Origin of the sequence: Nodosilinea sp. P-1105, assembly GCF_012911975.1 — a bacterium.
Taxonomy (GTDB): domain Bacteria; phylum Cyanobacteriota; class Cyanobacteriia; order Phormidesmidales; family Phormidesmidaceae; genus Nodosilinea.
In genome coordinates, this window is record NZ_SMDQ01000087.1 from 1 (window position 1) to 21,475 (window position 21,475).

A 21,475-nucleotide genomic window follows, 5' to 3' on the forward strand; every position below is an offset into this window, starting at 1 on the left:
ACCAGTTACATCGAGCGTTTGAACAACACGTTGAGGCAGCGGGTGGCGCGACTGGTGAGAAAGACCCTGTCGTTCTCTAAAAAGCTCGAGAACCACATTGGGGCCATCTGGCTATTCATCCATGACTACAATCGCTGCATCAGAGAGAAGTTGGCCAAGCAAGGTCATCCGGTCTTTTCCTCTGGCCTGCACTAAAATTCACTACCCCAGTAGCGGCACCTTGGGCAGCACATCGCCATCCAGCGGAACCGGGCTGAGGCCTACCACAGGCTGATCCAAGTCTTGCAGCCGTTTAAGCACCTGGCGTCCGATGCGTCCTAGCCAAACCACCACTACATGGCCTTTGTCAGGTACCGGAGGACGGCGTTCGGTAAATTCAAATCGCAGACTAAGTAACTTCTCTGTCAGCAGGGCATAGAGTACCCCAATAAAGGCGGCCCCAGCCACGGTGAGCACTACCCCAAAAAACTGAAGCCACTCTGAGTTTGAAAAGTCATCCAAAGGTTCGAAGACATCCCCAAAGCCGCCGAATAGGGTAACAAAAGTCAGGATAAACGCCTGCCATCGGGAAATGTCTTCGGGGGCGTTGGCATCGAGTAGAAGAGTTCCAACGAGACACAGGCCTACCACTGTGATCCCACAGAGTATGGCCACTCGGCGAATATGCTGGCCGTAGCTGGCTTGCCAGCAACTAATCAACTTTCGCTGAAGCTCTGGGATGTCTTGTAGAGTGCTGATAAGTTGACTGAGGCGCTTCTCTAGGGAGGGATGGTTTCGAGTGGCTTTAGGTAGGACATCAGGGTTGAGTGGGATGTCGCTCTCGATGGTGACAATTTCGTCGCCCTGCCGTAGAACGGTGTCGGGTATCCAGGCATAGAACTGACTAGAAGGACTGGCGGTGGGGTTGGGCATTGGGCTGCTGGCGGAATGATGATGCAGTACCCGTTGGTGCAGGGTGTCGAGTTCGTGAAGTTGGCGACGATCGCACCAGGGGTGCCCTGCGTCTAAACGTTGCTTTACCACCTGAAATCGATGGCTCTCGATAGTGAAGTAACCAACCAGGCGATCGCTCAAGGCTTCCAGAGCAAAAGCTGGGGCTGCTAGTTGAGTCGGCTCAAAGGCGACAAAGTTCTGCAGTTGCTGCCCAATGAGGTCGTTAAGGTTTTGCTGATCAGACCGCATCACCAACCGGACCTGAGGGTTCAATACCCGCGCGGTTAGGGCTGCTTCTAAATTAACGCGCTCGTCTTGGGTGACGAGCAGGATGGCCCGACAGGAGCGAATCCCCGCCTGCTCTAGGACATCTGGCTGGCGACAATCGCCAATCACTAACCGGTCAATCAGGCTTTGCAGGTGGGTCATTTCCCACTGGTTAGGCGGGGTCAAGTTGACGGCATGAACCGGCACTCCAAAGCTCTTGAGGTTGGCGATGCAGTGCTGGCCAAGGCTGCCCAGTCCGCAAACCACAAAACCGTCTGGGGAGACGGGAGACAGGGAATTGGAAGTAGGGGACACTGGGTTGATGGGGGTAAGGGGATGACTTGCCGGTGGCGTTGATCTTCCCACTAGCAGGGGTTACTCCTTATTTTAGGAGGGGTGAAGGGATGAAAACGATCCTTAAACTCCCAATAATCTAGGAGATGACGGCAGGATGAAAGCAATCAAAGGCTATGGCTTGGCCTTGGTAACGCCCCAGTTGGCGGCTAAGGCCGCTAAAGTAGCCCTGGTAGTTGGTACGGTGTTGTTGGTAATCAACCATGGCCGGGCCATTCGTGCGGGCACCATGAGCCGCGATCGCTGGATTTCTGCCGCACTAACCTATTTGGTGCCCTATGCCGTCAGTATTCATGGGCAGTACATGGCCTTGGCTGCCGCTGCCCCCAAACGGCGTTAGACTGACATTCGTCGCCCATCTAGTCCATTACCATCACGCCATGGCCCAGGAGACCCACTATCAAATTCTCGAAGTGACCGAAACCGCCACCCAGGCCGAAATCAAGCGCGCCTACCGGCGACTGGCTAAGCAGTTTCACCCCGATCGCCAACCTGACGCGGCCTCCCACGAGCAAATCGCCCGCATCAATACCGCCTATGAGGTAATTGGCGACCCGTCCCGGCGATCGCACTACGATCAGCAGCGCCAGGGCATCGTTAGTACAGATCCAAGCGCCAGTGCGACCCAGCGGGGCCAGCGCACCGCCGACCTGCAGAATTTGTATCGCCGTCAGCGCCAGGCCACCCAGTCTTCCGAGGTGCAGGTGGATGCCTGGCTTAAGTTGGTATATGCCCCGGTGGATCGGTTGGTGGCTAAAATTATGTCGCCCCTGAAGGGGGAAATTCGCAAGCTATCGGCAGACCCCTTTGACGATGAGTTGATGGAGGCGTTTCAGGCCTATTTAGACCAGTGCCGCATTTGGTTAGAACAGGCCCAGACTAAGTTCCAGTCAATGGCCAACCCAGCCAACACCGCTGGAGTAGCGGCCGATATTTACCACTGCCTCAGTCAGTTGGAGGATGGCATCGACGAAATCGAGCGGTTCACCTTTAGCTATGAAGAAAGCTACCTGCACACCGGGCAGGAGCTATACCGCATTGCTCGCCAACTGCGCCAGGAGGCCAAGGAGCGAGTGAAACAGTTGGGCTAGGGGTTTATCAAGTTAAAGATGACGGGCTGAAAGGGGTCACGGTTCGCTGCCCCCGCCAATATCAGATTGACTGAGCCCTAGCGCTTAACCATCCGTTGACAGGTAGGGAATGACTTTGGTGATAGCCTCCTGCACAAATGCCTTCATGGCGGCATCCCGCTGGTTCAGGCGAAACTGTTCAGTGACCACAGCGCCCATGCCGCCGTCCCCCCAGTCTTGATTGTGGCGGAAGTACTCCACAAAACTCTTGCCAGCCACCCGGGTCAGGTAGGCACCGCTGACCCCCTTCAGGGCTCGACCGGCCAGCACCGTAGCCAGATTAGTCTGCAAACCCAGGGCCAGCAAATCGACTGATCCTTTCACCAGCCCCAGCCCCCCCAGGGTTTTGGCCAGGGAAATAGCCAGAGCCTTGCCTTCCTCTAGGCTGACCTCACAGCCGTAAACCCGGCTGAGTTCCACCACCATTTGAGCATTGACGGCCGCCGTAGTCAGAAAGTCTAGCCCTGGCAGGGGGGTAGCAGCGATCGCCCCTGCCCCAATCCACTGATAGCGATCGATGATCGCATCCGCCTGGGTCTGGCGCTGGGCATCAATCAAGCGCCGGGCCTGATCGCCTAATTGCTGGGTTTGCAGCAAAATATTATCGGCCACCAGGGTATCCCCTTCCTGGCGCAGAATGTCGGCCAGTCGAGCCAGCAACGGAGTCAGGTTAGGCCGCATCTGCACCCAACCACCGCCCTCTTTGGGGAGCGGTTGAGGGGCGGCTGCAATCGCCAGCACATCTTCATCGGCCAGGGGCGGGACGAGTCGCGATCGCACCTGAGTTAGCAGGCGCTCGATATCAGGTTCCGGGTAGCGATCGGCCTTGTTCAGAACCACCACGGCTCGCTTTCCCATGGCCAGAAGTGGCATCAGTACGGCATACTCCGCCTGGTGCAGGTCGTTATCAATCACAAACAAAATTAAGTCAGCCTCGGCGGCAATTTCCCGGGCGGCCTGTTCGCGTAGGGTACCCGCCACGCCGACTTCTGACAGGCCTGGGGTATCAATTAAGACCAGGCGCCGGGGCAGATGGGGAAGCTCCCAGGTATAGTTCTGTCGAGTTTGAGTTGTGCCCATGGGGGCGCCCACGGCGCCCACAGGTTCGCCGACCAGGGCATTAATGAGCGAGGTTTTGCCCGCTGACCCGACCCCAAACACAGCGATAGTCAGGTCACCTTGATCCATTGCCGCCTGGAGTGCCTGAGACTTTTCGAGCAGGGCCTGACGGGCCACCTGGTCTTGAATGTAGTCCACCTGGCGCTGGATGGCTTCCAGGTTGTGACTCGCCGCCTGGGCTGGGTGGCGGGGGGCCACCGGAGGCGACTGGCGACGCCGGGGACGCAGAAAGAGCCAGCCATAGTAGAGTATGACCGCCAGCAACCCCACTGCGATCGCGATCCCCAGCCCCAACACTAGGTTGGCCAGCAGTGGTGATGCCAGTGCCAGGGCATGGTAAAAGCGGATAGCCGCATCGACCACCACCAGGGTAGCCCCCAAGACCAGCCCTAACCCGACCGCTAACCCCAACCACTGCCATCGCCCCATGGTTCGCTAGAGCCCTAAGCAACAAAGCATAGACGTTGACGCAACGCCTATGCCACTAGAATATACCGAGCTCAACCTGTGCTTGGCCCACCAGTCAAGCTGATTTGCTCTATCCAGAGGCCAAAGTAAGGGACCAGGGGCGACATCAAGGGGGACTTGTGCCCTAAAGGGGATTGTGGGAAAACCGATTGTTGCGGTTGGGCCGTCCACCCTCGCCCCCATTGTCGGTGCGAGGACGGGCCTTATTCACCCGCAACTCTCGCCCTAACCACTCAGCTCCATCCAGTTCAGAGATGGCCTGGTCTTCTTTTGTTTCGTCGGCCATGTCGACAAAGGCAAACCCACGCTTGCGGCCGGTTTCTCTGTCGATGGGCAAACTAATGCGAGTGACTTCACCATATTCGGCAAAGACATCTTTGATATCATCCTCAGAGGCCTGAAAGGACAAATTGCCAATGTAAATAGTCACGAGTCTCTCCGAACCGAAATGCTGACAAGTCAAATGCTGGATAAGCTCAAGAGCATAGGCAAAGGCACTACCTCAATGGGTCTCAGCCAAAACATTTGATGCCATAATAGCCCATCCCTTTTGAATTGGCAGTAGCCCAACTCACACCTTGGGAATTTGTGCCCTTACACTAAGTAAAGGGTCTACTCCGTAGAGTTTGGCAGTAATGAAACTACACCTGAATGTTTGGCGGCAGGCTACCCCTACCGAACCTGGCCAATTCGAGCGCTACACCGTGGCTGACGCCCATCCCGATATGTCATTTTTAGAGTTGCTCGATGTGCTCAACGAGCAGCTAATCCAGGCTGGGGCCAGCCCGGTTGAGTTTGACCATGACTGCCGTGAAGGGATTTGCGGCTCTTGCGGGATGATGATTAATGGCAAGGCCCATGGGGGTCAGCCCCAAACGGCCACCTGCCAACTCTACCTGCGTCACTTTAAAGATGGCGATGACATTACCGTAGAGCCCTGGCGAGCCCAGCCCTTTGGGGTGATTAAAGATTTGGTGGTTGATCGCACCGCCTTTGACCGGATCATAATGGCGGGGGGGTACATTTCGGTCAAACCTGGGGCCGCCCCGGAGGCAAATACTTTGCCCGTCGCCAAAACCCAGGCGGAAGCAGCCTTTGACTATGCCGCTTGTATTGGTTGTGGGGCCTGCGTGGCCGCTTGCCCCAATGCTTCGGCCTCGTTATTTACAGGGGCCAAAATTGCCCATCTCGCCCTCTTGCCCCAGGGCCACCCTGAACGCCAGGGGCGGGTCTTAGCGATGACAGAGCAGATGGCCGCCGAAGGCTTCGGGGATTGCTCTAATCACGGGGAATGTCAAGCGGTCTGCCCCAAAGGCATCTCGATTGATGCGATTACCCGCATGCGGCGAGAATACCTGCGATCGGCGTTTTGATCCCCATTTCCTATTTGAATAACGAAAAAGCAAAAGGGAAGAACGAAAAGGGGAATGCTCGACATCGGACCACACCCAAGACTGGCTGCTCCCCCATCTCCCAAACCACCCCATCATCCCATTCCTCGCCAGGGCAGACACATGGGGCCGTATCTGAAGAATGAAGAACGAAAAGGGAAAAACGTAGGGCGTAGCCCGTGCGTAGCAAAGGGAGGAATCCCAAATCTAAAACTCCCCATCTCCCCATCCCCCCATCTCCCCCATCTCCCCCATCCCCGATCAACTCAGCTTCACCACAACTTGATTGGTGAGCAGCGTTTCCCCGGTCAGGATGTCCTCAACCGTGATCCGCAGCTGCCGATCGCGGTCCACCTGAAACAGCACCCGCACCCGATCGGTGCCGGGAAACCCGGGGGGATTGAGTTGGGCAATGGTGCGAGCTCCATCCCGATCGTTGAGGGGTTTAACTGTGCGGCCCCCTTCCCCCAATTGCCGGGTGACCAGGCGCCCCCCTTCAAAGTAGACCTCGGTTTGGGTACTGGCTTCGCCTAACTCCCCCACAATCAGTTCAATGCTGGGTTGTTTGTCGACGGACGCCCCCAGGGTGATTTCCACCGGTTGGGGCATGGGGTAGGGTTGCCCCTGGTTAATGATTGGGTGCCAGCCGTGGCAATTATTCCGACGGTCCCAGTAGCGAATGCCATAGCTGTGGTACAAAAAATCTTGCAGCTCTAGGCCCTGTTCCAGCTGCAAGGCTCCTTGCACCACCGCCTCAAAGGGGCGATCGCCCTTGATTTTTTCAGAGGGAAACTGGGCCTGCACCCAGCGTTGCACCGCCGGAATTTGAGCAGTGCCCCCCACCAGCAGCACGGCATCAATGTCTTCTGGGGCTACCCCTTGCCGCCGTCCCTGCTGCAACACCTGGGCTAGGCCAGCCTCTAGGCGGTCAAAAAACTGCTGCTGGTCCAGAATCTGCTCAAACTGCTCTCGGGACAGGGTCAGCTCGTAGGTTTCCAGGGTCTCATCATTAAAGTAAGCCTCTGTGGCTGCCGTGGTTTGGGAGAGCTGAATCTTCAGTCGCTCGGCTAGCCGCTGCACCACAGGGCCAGCCGCCAACCCTTGCTGCTGCTGGAAATAGTCCACCAGCCAGTGATCGATATCGGCCCCGCCCAGGTTTTCCCCAGCTTTGCCCAGCACCCGGGCCACCTGGGGCCGCTGGGCCGTATTTTCGGCCATGGCTTTGCGACCCCATTTGAGAATAAATCCCGTGGGGCGCTGTTGGGCCGGAGCCGCCAACTGCACCAGGGACCAGTCTAGGGTGCCGCCGCCAAAGTCGAGCACCAGCAAGGTGCGCTCATCCGTTAGGCCATAGCCGAGGGCAGCGGCGGTGGGTTCGTCGATCATCCGCACCTGGCTGAATTGCAAGGATTCTGCCAGATTCCCTAACCATAGGCGGTAGGCCTCAAAGCTGTCCACCGGTACGGTCAATACCAGGCTGTTGTCATCGGTTGTGGCTTTAACCTGGTCTAGTACTGCTTGCAAAAACCACTGCCCCACCTGCTCAAAGGATAGGGGTTGGCCATCCAGCTCGGGCAGGAACCCTTGCAAGGGGGTGCCAATCCCGCGTTTGACATTGCAAAAAAAGCGGGGATCTGTGCCGATGTCTAGACCGCGTTCGCGCACCTGCTGACCAACCCATACCTCACCGGGTCGCTGCACATAGACCAGACTGGGCACTAGTGGTGGGTCATTGCCTAATATCTGGCTTAAGCCAGGTAGGGAAAGGGTTTCTGGTTGTTGAGAGACAGGGTTCCAGCGGGCCACCGCAGTGTTACTGGTGCCAAAGTCAACAGCAATAGCCATAGGGTGAATGGAAATACAGAGCTAGATTAAGGCCAGCTTGGGCTTGTTGCTGGCCCCAACCAAGCGCTAAAGCTAAGCTTGAATGCAGTTTATAGCAAATCCTGTGCCTAACTATCATGATCGACCTCGAAAACAGCACTGTCTTGGTCACGGGGGCATCCCGGGGGATTGGCGAGGCGATCGCCCGTACCCTTCACCAGGTTGGGGCTGCCGTGATTCTGCACTATGACCAGGGCAAGGGCAAAGCCGAGGCGATCGCCGCTGACCTGGGGGACGATCGGGTCTACTGGCTCCAGGGTAATTTAGGGGTGCCGGGGGTGGCACCGGACCTGTGGCAGCGGGCTTTGGCCTGGCGGGGGGAGATTACAGCGGTGGTCAACAATGCGGCCACCATGCCCGCCGCCCCGGTGAATGCCGACTGGGATAGCTGGTCTATGGCGTGGCAGCAGACCCTACAGGTGAACCTGATTGCGGTGGCAGATTTGTGTCGAGAGGCGATCGCTCACTTTCAAGCCCAATCCGGCGGTACCATCGTTAACCTGGCTAGCCGGGCGGCCTTTCGGGGGGATGGCCCCGAGTTTATGGCCTATGCCGCGTCCAAGGGCGGGGTGATTAGTCTTACCCGTACCATTGCCCGGGGGTTTGCCCAGGATGGGGTGCGGGCCTATGCGATCGCGCCTGGGTTCGTTCATACGGATCGCATTGCCCAGGTGATGGCCAAGCGAGGAGCCGACTACGTCACGGCCGATATTCCCATGGGGGCCGCCGCTGCCCCCCAAGATATTGCTAACCTGGTGGCCTTTTTGGTCGCTGGTTTAGCCCCCCACGCCACCGGGGCTACCTTTGATGTGAACGGGGCCTCTTATTTTCATTAGTACGGCCTGGCAGAGGATATCAGGTGTTAGGTGTTAGGTGTCAGGTATCAGCCGACTTATGCCTCATTAGACTAGTTTAATGAGGCTGATACCTGACGATTGCTGCCATTACCGATACCCTACTCACTTACAACGATATTGTTCAGCAACTCGGGCTACATCGCACGGAAGCTCCAGAGTTTTTTGCTGAATGGCAGCGGCCGTTACCGCCCTTATCAAGGGCAGAAGTAGCGGAATTGGATCACCTCAGCCAGCGTTATCTTACCTATATTAAAGCTGGAGATTGAAGCTGGAGAGGTGAGTGAAGGGACGCTAAACTAGCCGACAATATCCGCGATCGCAAAATTTCACCCTACTGTCAGCACCAGACCAAAACTTGCAACGAGTTGGTCAAGGGTTAAAGCATTTAGTCACCATAGCTTCAGGCGCATAATGCCAATATCTGGTTAGCTAGGCCATTCACCTATAGCTGTCGCTTCATCAAAAGCGCCTCTGGCTGGTAGCCCAATTTTTGGTACAGCGCCTGGGCGGCCTGGTTATGACTAAATACCTGTAAGCTTACCTGGCCATAGCCCTGATCCTTTGCCCATTGATGGGCCACCTGCATCAGGGCCGTCGCCACCCCCCGCCGCCGATGGAGGGGAGCGACATAGAGCAGCAACACATAGGGGTGTTTCACTCCCGTGCGCTGGTCCGTAGCCTGCCCCAGCCAAAGCCCACCCACCGGATTAGATTGCCCTGAAGCATCAGGTTCATCAGCTTCAACCCACCACAGGGGCGTATCCCGACTCAGGTAGCGGTCCACTGTGGCGGCCATGGGACCGAGGGACTGTTCCGCATCTAGCTCGATGTAGTGGCGTTGCATGAAAATGACGAGCATTGCCCGATCCAGCGGCGAGCCCTGGCGTAGGCGATAACCAGTAACCGAAAAAGACGAGACCATAGGCGTGACGATATCTGAGCGATTAACAATGAGGGTGAATTTTGACAACTTTGTAGCCTAGCTTACTAATCCAGAGCTGAAGGGCGGACTAATCTCATCTTCGAGCAGCAATTTTGGGTCTAGGACTTGAGTAAGCTGGTTGTGATAGGGAGCATCTAGGGTTCAGGGTTTAAGGGATACGGTGTGCGGTAGGACTGCTAGCCGTGTACTGCGAATCGTGACCCCCCACTAACGTGTCACCTTCAGCTTGGCAGTCTACCGGCTACGATGCGGAATTTATGAGTCTGGTGTGCTATTACAAAACCAGTAGACATCAGGCCCTATTCTAAATGTCCTAAATTGTTGCCCTTGCTTCCTTCATCTTGGAGATTGTGGACCTGCTCTGTGAATCAGCAACTTGCAACTCAATTGACCTTTTCGGTGAATGGTGAACCGGTCTCGCCTCAGGCTGTTTCCCCCGCTATGACCCTTTTAGAGTACCTGCGCCTGAGTGGACGGGCTGGCACTAAAGAGGGCTGTGGGGATGGCGACTGTGGGGCCTGCACCGTTGCCCTGATCGGGGCACGTGCCGACGGTAACCCCCAATACCAGGCTGTGAATAGCTGCCTGATCCCCCTCGGGGCCGTCGCCGGACGACAGGTGCTCACTGCGGACGGCATTACCCAGGGCCGCATTCCTAAAAGCCCCCTGGCCAAAGAACCGGTCACCGTCGACCAACTGCACCCGGTACAGGGGGCGATGGTGGAAACGGGCGGATCTCAGTGCGGCTACTGCACCCCCGGCTTCATCATGAGTTTGTTTGCCGCCTACTACAACGGCGGCCCCGATGATCTGGCGGTGGAAGGCAACCTCTGCCGCTGCACGGGCTACCTGCCCATCCGCCGGGCCGCCCAACAGGTAGCCCAGACCCTGGTTGTCGACCAGTTCTCCCAACAATTGGCCGCAGCCTCCACGGAGTTGTTGCCCGTGGCCTGCCCTGGTCCGGACACCCAGTTCTACCGTCCCACCCAGCTATCGGAAGTGTTGGCGCTGATGCAGCAACACCCTGATGCCACGCTGGTGGCCGGGGCCACTGACCTGGGGCTGGAAATGAGCTGGCATCGGCAACACTATCCGGTGCTGATTTCCCTGGAAGCGGTGGCAGAGCTCACCCAGATGCACCAAACCGAGGATGCCGTCACCATTGGGGCGGCGGTGCCCCTCAGCCACATTGAAACTACCCTCCATGGCGTCTTTCCCAGCCTGGATGAGATGATTCACTGGTTTGCCGCCCGTCAGGTGCGCAACCGGGCCACCCTGGGAGGCAACATCGGCACGGCCTCACCGATTGGCGACCTACCGCCGGTGCTGCTGTCGTTGGAGGCCAGCCTCACCCTCAGCGGCCCAGGGGGAGAGCGCACCCTGCCTTTGGCCGACTTTTTCACCGGCTATCGCCAGACCGAGCTGCAACCTGGGGAAGTAATTGTTTCGGTCCAAATTCCTCGCACTCCGGCCCCTGGTACCGCCCGTCGCCTGGCCCAGTCCTACAAAATTGGCAAGCGCGGCACCGATGACATCAGCATTGTTGCTGCCGCCTTTGTGGTGGATGTGGATGCTGACAACACCATTCTCCAGGCCCGACTGGGGTACGGTGGTGTGGCGGCTACCCCGGCCCGGGCCACAGCCGCTGAGGACTTTCTGGTGGGTCAGCCCTGGGCGATGGAAACGGTGCAGGCGGTAAAACCCCTGCTGCAGGAGGCGTTTACTCCAATGACCGATCTGCGCGGTAGTGCCGAGTATCGTCAGCGGCTGGTAGTCAACCTGTTTGAGAAGTTCTTTGTAGAGTTTCCCTGAGGCGTGAGCCTCCTGATCAAACCCACCCCTACCCCTCCCAGGAGGGAATGTTCGAGTCGCTAGCGAGGTTGCTTATGAGTCCAGTCGGTAAGCCCAAAAGTCACGAAAGCGCCGTTGGCCATGTCAGTGGCACCGCCGTCTACACCGACGACCAGCGCGAACCCGCCGGGATGCTGTCGCTATACCCGGTGCTGTCACCCCACGCCCACGCCACAATCACCCGGCTGGAGGTGGCCCCGGCCCTGGCCGTGCCGGGCTGTGTTACGGTGCTGACCGCTGCCGATGTGCCCGGGGAAAACAATACGGGGGTGATCATCCACGATGAGGTGCTGCTGCCCACGGATGAGGTGGTGCACTACGGGCAGGTGGTGGCCTGGGCGGTGGGAGAAACCGAGGCCGCAGCCCGAGAGGCCGCGGCCCACATTCAAGTTGAGTACGATCCCCTGCCCGCGATCAAGACCGTCCACGAGGCGATCGCCGCAGATAGCTACCACAACGATCCCCAAATCATTCGGCGGGGGGACACCGAGGCGGCCCTGGCCCAGGCGACCCATAGCTTTGCCGGCGAAGTGGACATTGGCGGCCAGGACCACTTTTACCTGGAAACCCAGGCCAGTTGGGTGATTCCCGACGGTGAGGGCAATCTGCAGGTGTTTGCCTCCACCCAGCACCCCACCGAGACCCAGGAAATTGTGGCCCGGGTGCTGGGCTTGCCCAAGAATCAGGTGGTCTGCACCTGCCTGCGCATGGGGGGTGGCTTTGGCGGCAAAGAATCCCAGGCCAACCCGTTTGCTGCCGCTGCGGCCCTGGCCACTTACAAAACCGGCAGACCGGCCCGCTGTCGTCTGCGGCGTCACCAGGACATGCTGATTACCGGTAAGCGCCACGGCTTCTTTGGCCAGTACGAAGTAGGCTTTGACGACCAGGGCAAGATTACGGCCATGAATGCCCTGCTAGTGGCCGATGGCGGTTGGAGTCTGGATTTGTCCCCGCCGGTGCTGATGCGGGCCATGCTGCATGTGGATAATGCCTACTACGTTCCTAACCTGGTGGTAGAAGGGCGGATAGCCAAGACCAATCGGGTGTCAAACACCGCCTATCGCGGCTTTGGTGGCCCCCAGGGGATGATTGTGGTGGAAGAGGTGGTGGACCGCATTGCCCGCACCCTCAACCTGCCCCCCGATGTGGTGCGGGAGCGCAACTTTTACTACGGCGAGGGGGAAACCTGTACCACCCACTACGGCCAGGAAATTGTCGATAACCGGCTGGACCGGGTCTGGGCAGAGGCCAAGCAACAGTCCGACTACATGGCTCGGCGGGCGGCGATCGCCGCCTTTAACGAAACCAACCTGTACCAAAAGCGGGGGCTGGCCATCACCCCGGTCAAGTTTGGTATTTCCTTCAACAAAGTGCAGTACAACCAGGCCGGGGCCCTGGTGTTGATCTACACCGACGGCAGCATTCAGGTGAACCACGGCGGCACCGAAATGGGCCAGGGATTACACACCAAAATGATTCAGGTGGCGGCCAAAGCCCTGGGGGTGAACATCGAGCGCATACGGCTGATGTCCACCAGTACCGACAAGGTGCCCAACACCTCCGCCACAGCGGCCTCCAGCGGCTCTGACCTGAACGGCCAGGCGGTGAAAAATGCCTGCGAAATCTTGCGCGATCGCCTGGCTGTCGTGGCCGTGCGCATGTTAAACCTGGATGCCCCGGAAGACATGGTGTTTGAGGATGACTGGATTTACTGCCGCACCTACCCCAGCGCCCGCATCGCCTTTGACGAGGTGGTACAGCAAACCTACAGTGAGCGCATCAGCTTGTCCGCCACCGGCTTTTACCGCACCCCCAACATCTTCTGGGATGCCAAACTGGCCAAGGGTCGCCCCTTCTACTACTTTGCCTATGGGGCTGCCGTCTCCGAGGTGGAGGTGGATGGCTTTACCGGCACCTTCAAACTGCGCCAGGTGGATATCGTCCACGACGTGGGCGAGTCTATTAACCCCCTGGTAGATCGGGGGCAAATCGAAGGGGGCTTTGTCCAGGGCATGGGCTGGCTGACCATGGAAGAATTGGTGTGGGATGGAGAAGGTCGCCTGCGCACCTTTGCCCCCAGCACCTACAAAATTCCCACCATCAGCGAAGTACCCGAAAAGTTCACGATTCACCTGCTACAGCGAGCCGCCCAGGATGGGGTGATCTACGGCAGTAAAGCGGTAGGGGAACCGCCGTTTATGCTGGCCATGTCTGTGCGGGAGGCCATTCGAGCGGCGGTGGCGGCCTTTGGCGACGCCGATTTCGTGCCCCTGGGCTTGCCTGCAACCCCAGAAGCCACCCTGTGGGCGATTGAGCGGGTGAAGGCCGCAGTCAGCCAGGGGCAACCGGTTAATATTGTCTCCTAAGAAACAAAACCTAATCGATGTCAAAACACCCTGATTGTCGCCAAACTGGAAACAGTTTTGTTTCTTCCACCTTCTGCTCACCCCAGCGGTGTTAGTGGGAAGCTGCCTTCCTCCTTCTGCCTTCCTCCTTCTGCCTTCCTCCTTCTGCCTTCTGCCTTTCTGGATTCAGGCATCTTTGTAGTGCTGAACTGTTTTCAACAACTGGCCCAAGCCCTCGACCATGGTCCCGCCGTCCTGGCTACGGTGATCAGCGCTAGGGGATCGGTGCCCCGGGAAGTGGGGGCCAAGCTGGTGCTGGACGCTCGGGCACAGGCCTTTGGCACCATTGGCGGTGGGGCGGGGGAGGCCAAGGTTCTGCACCAGGCCCAGGCGGTGCTAACCACCGGGGCCAATCAGATGGTGGATATCGATCTGTCAGGGGCACCCCAACGACCCACCCAGGGGGTGTGTGGTGGCCACATGCGGGTGTGGCTGGGGCGCTGGCAGGGGGAATCGGCAAAGGCATTAGGGCAGCAAATCTTACAGCGGCTACAGCAGGGCCAAGCCGTCACCTTGGTCACTCCCCTCGCTCCAGGGCAGGCCCCTTACCTGGCGGAGCAGCCCGTCCAGCTAGATCCAGCTACGGCCTTTGTGGAAACCCTGCAACCGCCGCCGACGTTACTGATTGTGGGGGCGGGCCATGTGGGCATTCAACTGGCGCAAGTCGCTCACTTGATTGGCTTTCAGGTGGCGGTGCAGGACGATCGCTCCGAGTGGGCTAACGCCGATTACTATCCCCGGGCCAGCCACATTTTGGCCCAGCCGGTGGAGACAGCGATCGCCTCCCTGGCCCCCCATCAAAACCTCTATGCCGCCCTGGTAACGCGGGGTTACACCTACGACCTGGCGGCCCTGAAACCCCTCTTGCAACGCTCGATCCCCTGCCGCTACATCGGCATGATCGGCAGTGAAAAGCGGGTGCGCCAGGTTTATCAGGCCATGCAGCAAGGGGGCATTGCCAAGCAACAACTGACCCAAATTTACGCCCCCATTGGTTTAGATATTGGCGCCCTGACCCCCGCCGAAATTGCGGTCAGCATTGGCGCCGAGCTGATTATGGTGCAGCGGGGAGGCACCGGGCGATCGCTATCGGAACGCCTGCGACAGCAGCAGCACTCAGAGAACGACTAACATTAAAGTCTACATATCCTCTCTGGATGGAATTTGAGACAAAATATCCACCCTGAGTAAAATCTGAAACAAAGCTCCATAATTAAGAAGCCAGCGAACAACCCTACCGATGTGACGGTTACCCAAGCTTGAGGCGGCGGCGGATGGCTAAAATTTTGCAAGAAGGGGCTAACTATACCTTCCAAAACTATTTTGAGCTGCCCCAGGATACCGATGAAATTTTGGCCGAGTTCGGCTACGACTATGTGAAAGCCCGGTTGCAGCTGCCCGTGACCCAAGCCCCGATCGCAGGTCTAGATACCCTCAAAGCCCAAATTGAAGAAACCCTGCCCTACGTACAGATCACCAGCGAAAGCGCTAAGCGAGAAGTGCTAATCGCCCCGGTGCTGATGCGAGTCGCCACCCTGTCTCACCAGGTGTTGCGATTTGAGTATCCGCTCAAGGTGAATGACTGGCTGCAAGGGAATTTGGACTACCTGATTCGGGGCCACAATCAAGTGGTCGTGGTCGAAGCTAAGCGGGATGACCTGACCCGAGGATTTACCCAGCTGGCAGTAGAGATGATTGCCCTGGCCACAGACGATACCGCGCCAGCCCTTGTTTATGGGGCCGTGACCATGGGGAATTTTTGGGTCTTTGGCCGATTAAACCGTGAGACTAAGCGCATCACTCAAGATATAGGCGGCTATCAGGTGCCGGATGATGTGGAAATTCTGGTGAAAACTCTAGTCGGTATTTTGGAGCAGGATTGATCCCTTAACTGGCGGCAACTCGTTGAGCAATAGCTTGCCACTGCCGTCGGTCCTGGCCTGAGGGACTAGCACTCAACACAGTGCCTGAGAGGGCAAATTGGGCGATGTCTCGGTCGTCCAGCTTAGACATGATGGTTAGCGTCTGGGCGGTGCTGCTTTTGACCAACGTATAGTGGTGGCCGTCGGCAATTTCCTGGGTCGGGCTGGGTCGGCTGGTGCGGCCACGGCTGTGGGCGATCGCAAAAGCCCGGATCACCACCGGATAGATCGCCATCGCCCATTGCTGATCAGCGATCGGTCTGACGCCAGCCGCTAAAATTGCTTGCTCTAGCTGCTGGGATAGGTTAAAGCTTGCCGCCCAGACATGCATGTAGTCATAGTCCAGATCATCCTGCTGCGTCTTCAATATCCCCAGCACATCTCGCCATTGCTTTTCAGACTGACTGGTTTGTCCCCACCGCAGCTTGCTGACCACAATATCTTCTGGGGCAGCCACATAGACCTCTGGCCCATGGGGTAACGGAATCAGTCGGCGGCGGGCGAACTTGAGCTGTTCGTACTCACTGGTGTCCGCCAGCACAAAATCGGCTCGGGAAATGGTCGCCACCTGGGTCACCTGCAGGGTGTGCATCCGTCCCATAGCCACATCTTCAACCCCCGGTACATAAAAGCCTGCGGCTTCTAAGGCTGCGGCCAAAGGCCCCAGGGCATCCCGGGATACTGAGATCACCATGTCCAGATCCCGTGTGGTACGAGGTTCACCGTAGGTGATGGCGGCCACACCGCCGGTCACGTAGTAGGGAACCTGTACGGTTAAGAAAATCTGGTGGAGCTGAGCCACCAATGCAGTGGTGTCCTGAATCCAGGTCATTTTAGAGCCGGTAGGGATATAGTGCGCCGGGCAATCATCCTGAAGCCAGACCTCGGCTAACTTACGCGCAAAGGCTGGCGGTGGTAGGTGGGCGAACTGACGGCCTAAACAGTCCAAAGACCACTGTCTTGCCGTCTGCATCAAAGCAGCGGCCATCCTGAGTCGCTCGGTCGGGGTCCGCTGACGCAGCAGATAAAAATCCAGTAGATCGACTTCCAGGCTGGTGTCATTCGCCTGGGGACGATAGCCGGGGGGAGCAGTTAAGTTTGGTAATTGGGGGACCACTGCAGCGCCTGGGGAGAGGGGGTGAGTCAAACCAACTGGTCTGATTTTATCGTGATGGATTACAGCCAGGCCGAGGGCAGGCCTAAAACGCCGGGATAGATCCCAGGGTTCTGCCCCGGAATACCCCAAAATTCCCGGTTAGCCCGCCTAAGAACCCTGGGATCTTGACCGACTGTACCGATGCTCTAGCGTTGAGCCAAACAATAATGACGGGAGATGTGACTTAGGGTACACGGTTTAAGGCGAGCCGTAGACCGTGCACCGCAGACCGTGAACCCTGTCAGCCCGACACCTTTAACTCAATAGACTCCTAGCTACCGGCTGGCCGCAGGGCGATCGCATCTCCCACCCTGAGATTCAGTTGCTGCTGGGCACTGCCCTGGTTCACCGCCACCTCCACATAGCCATGGCTGCCGATCAGGGCCAGGGGTTGGCCTGGGGGCACGGCCCCATAGGTGGTGCGGCCCTCCAGAATGCTGTCACCGATGACCACGTGCCAGCGGTCGGCATTCACCGCCGTCGCCGGAATGGTGGTGATGACATTGCCAAAGCGATCGCAGTATTGCACCACCCCCTGCATCCCCTGGTCTGTCATCCGTACTGGCGGGATGTCCAGCCGTGTTAGTGACTCAGGCGGAATTGAGCGGCCTAACCGGTGCAGGGGAACCCCACGGGCTAAATGGGCCATGGCGGGGGCAAAAATGTCGCGGCCATGGAAGGTCTGGCTGGGGTTGGGGACTCGCCAGTAGGCGGGCTGAGTCAGGGCGACGGCGGCTAAAACGGGCACCGTGTCTGTGATGCCGCTAAACAGGCCGTTGTCTGGACCCACCAGAAAGGCGCGATCGGTTTGAACCGCGATCGCCCGGCGGGCAGTCCCCACCCCTGGGTCCACCACCACCCCATGGATGGTCCCCTCAGGGAAGTAGGGGTAGGCGCTGAGCAAAGCGAAGCGGGCCGCGGCCACATCCTGGGGAGGAATGTCGTGGGTTAAGTCAACCACCTGAACCCCAGGGCAAAGGCTGGCGATCACCCCCTTCATCACCCCGACATAGACATCCTGATGGCCAAAATCCGTCAGTAGGGTAATCATTCGGCGCGGTAATTCCCTGACTTGCCGCCGGTTTTCTGCAGCAGTCGCACCCCCGTAATTTCCATCGATTTTTCCAGGGCTTTAGCCATGTCGTACAGGGTGAGGGCGGCCACCGACACAGCGGTCAGGGCTTCCATCTCGACCCCCGTTTCTGCCTTAGTTTTGACCGTCCCCTGGATGGTGTACCCCGGCAGGCCTGGGTCGGGGGTAATCAGCACCTCTATTTTGTGCAGCGGCAACGGGTGGCAGAGGGGGATCAGCTGGGCGGTTTGCTTGGCAGCCATAATTCCAGCAATGCGGGCGGTACCCAGCACATCTCCCTTAGGCGCATTCCCCGCTTCAATGGTGGCCAGGGTGCTGGGCTGCATGGTGATCTGGGCGATCGCGATCGCCTGCCGCACCGTTTGTCCCTTGGCAGACACATCCACCATCTGGGCCTGCCCCTGGGGGTCTAAGTGGCTCAGGGGAATGGTCGGATCAGAATTATTGGTCATCTCTAGAAAATATCCCTTAGATTGTGCTATTGTAAAAAGCCTGCAAGGGCGTGTAGCTCAGTGGACTAGAGCACGTGGCTACGGACCACGGTGTCGGGGGTTCGAATCCCTCCTCGCCCGTTTATTTTAAGCCTTGTCCCAGTCGGGTTAAGGTCTTTTGAAAAGCCACAGGTTATCTGTGGCTTTTGTTTTAGATATGACCTAGCACTAAGGCTGGTGAGCAGTGCCCACTCCACGACAGATCAAGGCTTTCGGCGATTTGCGAGGCTGAATTTCAGCTTATTTCAATAACATTCGGGGCAGGCCAACTGCACGAACTCAACCCCCCAATCTCCCCCATGACCCCAAACATGATGCTGACCCTCCTGAACTGGATAGGTCCCCTAGGGGCTGACCATGGGGAAGGAAAGCAATTAACGGTATACTTTTGGCCATCCAGGGCTCTCGGTCGCTTTGAGGCCAACAGAGTACACTGGTAAAAACACGGGGCCATCCCACATTTCGCCGAAAATCACAGCCCAAGCGGCAGATCATCATGCTGGACGCACTCATCGTATTTTCATTCATCCTAGCCGGGGCAGGGATCGGGTTTTATAGCATTGACTTGCTGCCCGATCGGATTTTGGCGCAGGTCACCAATATGGAGGGGCTGGGCACCGTCACCGCTGTCTTTGGCGGGCTAATTGGTACGGCCCTAGGACTGGTGATGCAGACCAGCTACCGACGGCTGGAACGTCAGGTGAAAGAACTGCCTCCGGATCGGCTGCTGACTCGGGCAGTGGGTCTGGTGCTGGGGTTGCTGATCGCCAACCTGATGTTGGCCCCCCTATTTTTGTTGCCGATCCCTGCTGAGTTTGGCTTCATTAAACCGATGACAGCCGTCCTGGGTAGCGTCCTGTTTGCAGTGTCAGGGATGAACCTGGCCGATACCCACGGGCGATCGCTGCTGCGCCTGATTAGTCCCAGCACCCTGGAGTCAACCCTGGTGGCCGAAGGCACCCTGAAGCCCTCCAAAACCAAAGTGCTCGACACCAGCTGTATTATCGATGGCCGCATCGAAGGCTTGATGAATACCGGCTTTTTAGAAGGTCAGCTGCTGGTCCCCCAGTTTGTACTGCTAGAGCTCCAGCAAGTGGCCGATGCCTCAAACGACCAAAAGCGCGGTCGGGGCCGCCGGGGGCTGGATGTACTGAACCGGATTCGCGAGGCTTATCCTAACCGGGTGTTGATTAACTCTGTGGATTACGAGGATATTCCCACCGTAGATGCCAAGTTGGTGAAGCTGGCCCAAGAACTGAATGCCATGCTGCTGACCAACGACTACAACTTAAACAAAGTAGCCAGCTTTCAGGATGTGGAAGTCCTGAATATCAATGATCTAGCCCAGGCCATTCGCCCTTCCTATTTGCCCGGAGATGACATTGACCTGAAGATCCTGAAGGAGGGCAAAGAGCCATCCCAGGGAGTCGGTTACCTGAATGATGGCACGATGGTCGTTGTCGAAGAAGGGCGCGACTACATTGGCACCGAACTGGAGGTGGTGGTCACCGGGTCCCTGCAAACGTCTGCCGGGCGAATGATTTTCGCCCGTCCCAAAACCTCGATCGTAGCGTCTTAGGGCATTGGCTTAACAGTACAGGCTTAATGCTTATAAGGGAAAATTAAAACTAGTCAGCACTCTGCTGTAACTGTAAATGCTGTAAGCGTCGCTCAACGTCTCTTAAAGCGGCAGCTTCCCATTCTTCAAATTTTTTGGACCACCTAGAATTTCCCCTTAACCACTTATGTAGCGCAATAATGCTATTTCTTACATGCGATCGAGTGTTTGACGCTAACAATTGCTTTTTGAAGGAAACCTCATACCACAAAATAAATATTTCTCCAAATAAATCTGGTACTAATTCGATTTTCACCTGTTGATGTTTTATCGCTATATAAAGTCGCTGGTAGAAATTAGCCACTTGTAATAGATGAAAGCCTTCTTCAGGAAATTTCTGCAAGATTTCATCTATAGATATGGTTGGGTTGTTGGTGATTAGCCGATTAGCAACAACCTACATTCCGCACTTTCAACTGGCACAGCGAGAATTAACCAGAGACCTCAGTAGAGGAGATAGTAAACCTTACCGGAAATTGAGCTAGTAGAATCAATAGCAGAAGCAGTAACCAGGTAGATTCCATGAGAATGACCTATGCCGAGTTGCGGACGAAGTCTCGGATTCTATGCAGCTTGACAGGACTGACGGGTCAAGAGTTTGAGGCGTTGCTGCCGAGTTTTGCCGCCGCCTGGGACGCCTTTGTTCAAGAGACCTTCCAGCGTGAGGGGCGTAAACGGGCAGTGGGAGCCGGTCGCAAAGCCCACTTAAGGGATCTCGAAGATAAGCTGCTTTTCATCCTGGTGTATTTTCGACTCTATCCTACCCAGGAGGTTCAGGGGTTTCTCTTTGGGATGAGTCAGACCCAGGCAAATGAATGGATTCATCGCTTGACCCGAGTGTTGAACCAGGCGTTAGGGTACGAACGACAGTTACCGGAGCGAGACCCAGCTAACCTGGAGACGGTTCTCAGCGCCTGTCCGAGCTTAGAGTTCCTCATTGATGGCACGGAACGGCGGATCAATCGCCCCAAAGACAAAGCCGACCGCAAAACGTACTACAGCGGCAAGAAAAAGACCCATACCGTCAAGAACCTGATTATCCCTGAGCGCGGGGGCAAGGTGCGCTATCTCAGTGATACCTATGAAGGGAAGAAACACGACAAAGCCATTGCTGATGAGGAGGACTTGAGGTTTCCCCCCGGCAGTACGTTGTGGCAGGATGGTGGGTTGCAAGGGTTTACCCCAGAGGGAGTGACCATTCAGCAACCGAAGAAGAAGCCTCAAAATGGGTCTCTCACCGCGATTGATAAATTGAACAACCAAAGCATTTCAAGCATTCGCGTGGAAGTGGAACACCATATTGGCGGTATCAAACGGTGTCAAATTCTGGTGCAACCATTTCGTAATTGGGTTGACCATTATGTGGACGATGTGATGGAAACAGCCTGCGGGTTGCATAATTTCCGACTGACACACCGGGCGAAGAAAGGGAACTCTCTAGGTCAAGCCGCTTAATCACAATCAACAGGGGGAAATGCTGACTGACATCGATTTTTCTCCTATTTCCGATAAAGTCTAGTATTTCCGGCAGGGCGCTCCAAAGAATTGCAGGATATGGCGACGCTCATCGGTGAGGTTGACCACCTGGTGAAC

20 protein-coding genes and 1 tRNA gene are annotated in these 21,475 nt (G+C 57.1%); 12 read left to right on the plus strand and 9 right to left on the minus strand.

The genetic code is table 11. The annotated features are described in order from the left end of the window. A partial coding sequence (locus E1H13_RS23835; RefSeq protein WP_240966398.1) for an IS1 family transposase occupies positions 1-195 on the plus strand: 195 nt, incomplete at its 5' end. Positions 196-201: 6 nt separating this feature from the next. Here E1H13_RS23835 and E1H13_RS23840 read toward each other — a convergent pair. Next, positions 202-1,515, minus strand: coding sequence for an NAD(P)-binding protein (locus tag E1H13_RS23840; RefSeq protein ID WP_347404214.1), 1,314 nt, complete (start codon positions 1,513-1,515; stop codon positions 202-204). Positions 1,516-1,651: 136 nt separating this feature from the next. On the opposite strand from E1H13_RS23840, the gene nrtS reads away from it, so the two are divergent. After that, positions 1,652-1,894 (plus strand): nitrate/nitrite transporter NrtS, encoded by a 243-nt coding sequence (nrtS, locus tag E1H13_RS23845; RefSeq protein ID WP_169617412.1) that lies wholly within the window; start codon positions 1,652-1,654, stop codon positions 1,892-1,894. A gap of 40 nt (positions 1,895-1,934) precedes the next feature. Then, a complete protein-coding gene (locus E1H13_RS23850; protein WP_169617414.1) occupies positions 1,935-2,645 on the plus strand; it encodes a DnaJ domain-containing protein in 711 nt (236 codons plus the stop codon). Positions 2,646-2,729: 84 nt separating this feature from the next. Here the strand turns inward: E1H13_RS23850 and E1H13_RS23855 are convergent, their stop codons facing one another. Together E1H13_RS23855 and E1H13_RS23860 are read right to left on the minus strand one after the other, a co-directional pair. Then, positions 2,730-4,232, minus strand: a complete 1,503-nt coding sequence (locus E1H13_RS23855) for a DUF697 domain-containing protein (RefSeq protein WP_169617416.1) — start codon at positions 4,230-4,232, stop codon at positions 2,730-2,732. A 163-nt stretch (positions 4,233-4,395) separates the two neighbouring features. After that, positions 4,396-4,701 (minus strand): RNA-binding protein, encoded by a 306-nt coding sequence (locus E1H13_RS23860; RefSeq protein ID WP_169617418.1) that lies wholly within the window; start codon positions 4,699-4,701, stop codon positions 4,396-4,398. 205 nt (positions 4,702-4,906) lie between these two features. On the opposite strand from E1H13_RS23860, the gene E1H13_RS23865 reads away from it, so the two are divergent. Continuing rightward, a complete protein-coding gene (locus E1H13_RS23865) occupies positions 4,907-5,644 on the plus strand; it encodes a succinate dehydrogenase/fumarate reductase iron-sulfur subunit (RefSeq protein WP_169617420.1) in 738 nt (245 codons plus the stop codon). A 279-nt stretch (positions 5,645-5,923) separates the two neighbouring features. Here E1H13_RS23865 and E1H13_RS23870 read toward each other — a convergent pair whose 3' ends face one another. Continuing rightward, positions 5,924-7,507, minus strand: coding sequence for an Hsp70 family protein (locus E1H13_RS23870; RefSeq protein WP_169617422.1), 1,584 nt, complete (start codon positions 7,505-7,507; stop codon positions 5,924-5,926). Between the two features lie 116 nt (positions 7,508-7,623). On the opposite strand from E1H13_RS23870, the gene E1H13_RS23875 reads away from it, so the two are divergent. Further along, a complete protein-coding gene (locus tag E1H13_RS23875; RefSeq protein ID WP_169617424.1) occupies positions 7,624-8,382 on the plus strand; it encodes an SDR family oxidoreductase in 759 nt (252 codons plus the stop codon). A 463-nt stretch (positions 8,383-8,845) separates the two neighbouring features. Here E1H13_RS23875 and E1H13_RS23880 read toward each other — a convergent pair whose 3' ends face one another. Beyond that, complete coding sequence (locus E1H13_RS23880; RefSeq protein ID WP_169617426.1) at positions 8,846-9,325, minus strand: GNAT family N-acetyltransferase; 480 nt, start codon at positions 9,323-9,325, stop codon at positions 8,846-8,848. A gap of 384 nt (positions 9,326-9,709) precedes the next feature. Here E1H13_RS23880 and xdhA point away from each other — a divergent pair, with 384 nt between their 5' ends. The 4 genes from xdhA to E1H13_RS23900 all read left to right on the plus strand — a co-directional run bounded on the left by xdhA (position 9,710) and on the right by E1H13_RS23900 (position 15,485). Beyond that, the gene (gene xdhA / locus E1H13_RS23885) at positions 9,710-11,158 is read left to right on the plus strand and encodes a xanthine dehydrogenase small subunit (protein ID WP_169617428.1); all 1,449 of its coding nucleotides are present in this window, start codon (positions 9,710-9,712) and stop codon (positions 11,156-11,158) included. Positions 11,159-11,232: 74 nt separating this feature from the next. Next, positions 11,233-13,563, plus strand: coding sequence for a xanthine dehydrogenase molybdopterin binding subunit (gene xdhB / locus E1H13_RS23890; RefSeq protein ID WP_169617430.1), 2,331 nt, complete (start codon positions 11,233-11,235; stop codon positions 13,561-13,563). Positions 13,564-13,743: 180 nt separating this feature from the next. After that, a complete protein-coding gene (locus tag E1H13_RS23895) occupies positions 13,744-14,733 on the plus strand; it encodes an XdhC/CoxI family protein (RefSeq protein ID WP_169617432.1) in 990 nt (329 codons plus the stop codon). Positions 14,734-14,876: 143 nt separating this feature from the next. After that, on the plus strand, positions 14,877-15,485 hold the full coding sequence (locus E1H13_RS23900) for a hypothetical protein (protein ID WP_169617434.1): 609 nt from the start codon (positions 14,877-14,879) through the stop codon (positions 15,483-15,485). Between the two features lie 4 nt (positions 15,486-15,489). Here the strand turns inward: E1H13_RS23900 and E1H13_RS23905 are convergent, their stop codons facing one another. From E1H13_RS23905 to moaC, 3 genes are all read right to left on the minus strand, one after another. After that, on the minus strand, positions 15,490-16,641 hold the full coding sequence (locus E1H13_RS23905) for a hypothetical protein (protein WP_169617435.1): 1,152 nt from the start codon (positions 16,639-16,641) through the stop codon (positions 15,490-15,492). A gap of 310 nt (positions 16,642-16,951) precedes the next feature. Further along, positions 16,952-17,731, minus strand: a complete 780-nt coding sequence (locus E1H13_RS23910) for an SAM-dependent chlorinase/fluorinase (protein WP_169617437.1) — start codon at positions 17,729-17,731, stop codon at positions 16,952-16,954. After that, entirely contained in the window at positions 17,728-18,225 is a 498-nt protein-coding gene (moaC, locus tag E1H13_RS23915; protein WP_169617439.1) for a cyclic pyranopterin monophosphate synthase MoaC, read from the minus strand. The genes E1H13_RS23910 and moaC overlap by 4 nt, the downstream gene beginning before the upstream one ends. A 46-nt stretch (positions 18,226-18,271) precedes the next feature. Between moaC and E1H13_RS23920 the strand changes: the two genes are divergently transcribed. Together E1H13_RS23920 and E1H13_RS23925 are read left to right on the plus strand one after the other, a co-directional pair. Then, positions 18,272-18,345: transfer RNA gene (locus tag E1H13_RS23920), tRNA-Arg, on the plus strand. A 415-nt stretch (positions 18,346-18,760) separates the two neighbouring features. Next, positions 18,761-19,843, plus strand: coding sequence for a PIN/TRAM domain-containing protein (locus tag E1H13_RS23925; RefSeq protein WP_169617441.1), 1,083 nt, complete (start codon positions 18,761-18,763; stop codon positions 19,841-19,843). Between the two features lie 49 nt (positions 19,844-19,892). Here E1H13_RS23925 and E1H13_RS23930 read toward each other — a convergent pair whose 3' ends face one another. After that, positions 19,893-20,225: a hypothetical protein gene (locus E1H13_RS23930; RefSeq protein ID WP_169617443.1), complete on the minus strand. Its 333-nt coding sequence runs from the start codon at positions 20,223-20,225 to the stop codon at positions 19,893-19,895. Positions 20,226-20,410: 185 nt separating this feature from the next. On the opposite strand from E1H13_RS23930, the gene E1H13_RS23935 reads away from it, so the two are divergent. Then, entirely contained in the window at positions 20,411-21,337 is a 927-nt protein-coding gene (locus E1H13_RS23935) for a transposase family protein (protein WP_169617447.1), read from the plus strand. The last annotated feature ends 138 nt before the right edge of the window (positions 21,338-21,475 follow it).